Origin of the sequence: Escherichia sp. WS1450 (genome assembly GCF_046487395.1) — a bacterium.
In the GTDB taxonomy this organism is placed as follows: Bacteria; Pseudomonadota; Gammaproteobacteria; order Enterobacterales; family Enterobacteriaceae; genus Escherichia; species Escherichia coli.
This window is the reverse complement of the sequence record NZ_JBJQJO010000108.1, coordinates 1-1,647: the sequence shown is the minus strand read 5'-3', so window position 1 is coordinate 1,647 and position 1,647 is coordinate 1. Positions and strand designations below refer to the sequence as shown.

2 protein-coding genes and 1 pseudogene are annotated in these 1,647 nt (G+C 54.9%); all 3 read left to right on the top strand.

Going from position 1 to position 1,647, the window contains the following annotated elements; translation table 11 throughout:
* Positions 1-146 precede the first annotated feature (146 nt).
* Positions 147-965, top strand: coding sequence for a DUF932 domain-containing protein (locus ACJHYR_RS27690; protein ID WP_001234688.1), 819 nt, complete (start codon positions 147-149; stop codon positions 963-965).
* Positions 966-1,046: 81 nt separating this feature from the next.
* Positions 1,047-1,526 carry an antirestriction protein gene (locus tag ACJHYR_RS27685; RefSeq protein WP_000860074.1) on the top strand — a complete coding sequence of 160 codons (480 nt, stop codon included), beginning with the start codon at positions 1,047-1,049 and terminating at the stop codon, positions 1,524-1,526.
* Between the two features lie 15 nt (positions 1,527-1,541).
* Positions 1,542-1,647 (top strand): annotated as a pseudogene (locus ACJHYR_RS27680) (hypothetical protein); the annotation flags it as partial.

Below are 1,647 nucleotides of genomic sequence, written 5' to 3'. Positions count from 1 at the left end.
AACGCATTTCCGGTTGCGTCACCACAATGCTGAAGGGCTTCGGTAAACCCTCATTCATTTCATCCATCAGGCCGCGTCTTCTCCGTGAGACGCGGCTTTTTCATTGATTACGTCATTCAGTCTTAACCACTGATAAGGAGCAAAGTATGCGATTAGCCAGTCGTTTTGGTTATGCGAACCAGATACGCCGTGACCGTCCGCTGACCCGTGAAGAGCTGATGCACCATGTGCCCGGGATTTTCGGGGAAGATAAACACACCTCCCGGAGCCGGAACTATACATACATCCCCACCATCACCGTGCTGGAAAGCCTGCAGCGGGAAGGCTTTCAGCCATTCTTCGCCTGCCAGACCCGCGTACGTGACCCGGGCCGCCGGGGGTATACCAAACACATGCTGCGTCTGCGCCGTGACGGGGAGATAAACGGACAACATGTCCCTGAAATCATCCTGCTGAACTCCCATGACGGTACCTCCAGCTACCAGATGCTGCCGGGTTACTTCAGGTTCGTCTGCCAGAACGGATGCGTCTGCGGTCAGTCTCTGGGGGAAGTGCGTGTTCCGCACCGGGGAAATGTGGTGGACAGAGTCATTGAAGGGGCTTACGAGGTGGTGGGCGTGTTTGACCGGATAGAGGAGAAGCGTGATGCCATGCAGTCGCTGGTCCTGCCGCCACCGGCACGCCAGGCGCTGGCACAGGCGGCACTGACTTACCGTTATGGTGACGAACATCAGCCCGTCACCACCGCCGACATTCTGACACCACGACGCCGGGAGGATTACGGTAAGGACCTGTGGAGTGCTTATCAGACCATCCAGGAGAATATGCTGAAAGGCGGGATTTCCGGTCGCAGTGCAAAAGGAAAACGTATCCATACCCGGGCCATTCACAGCATTGATACCGATATAAAACTCAACCGCGCATTGTGGGTGATGGCAGAAACGCTGCTGGAGAGCATGCGCTGATGCCGTTTCCCTGAGTGAGGGAATCATTCAGCTTTCGTTCCTGAAAAACACACATTTATTTGTTATTTAAGGCGTTATCTCATGAAAACCGTTTCTCAGAATACCCCCACAATTTATTCAGCTACAACACCAGAGAATAATCCGCCTCAGTTGGTTGCCAGCCTCGTCCCTGATGAACAGCGCATCAGCTTCTGGCCGCAGCATTTTGGCCTCATTCCACAGTGGGTGACCCTGGAGCCCCGTGTCTTCGGCTGGATGGACCGTCTGTGCGAAGACTACTGCGGTGGTATCTGGAATCTGTACACCCTGAACAACGGCGGGGCATTTATGGCCCCCGAACCGGATGATGATGATGACGAAACATGGGTACTGTTCAATGCCATGAACGGTAACCGCGCTGAAATGAGCCCGGAAGCCGCCGGCATTGCTGCCTGTCTGATGACGTACAGTCATCACGCCTGCCGTACGGAGTGTTATGCCATGACGGTTCATTATTACCGTCTGCGGGATTACGCCCTGCAGCATCCGGAATGCAGCGCCATTATGCGCATCATTGACTGAAAGGGGGCCGGAACAATGCAACAGATTTCCTTTCTGCCCGGAGAAATGACAACCAGAGAGCGCAGCCTCATTCAGCGGGCCCTGAAAGCCCTGGACCGCCATCTTCATGAACCCGGCGTGG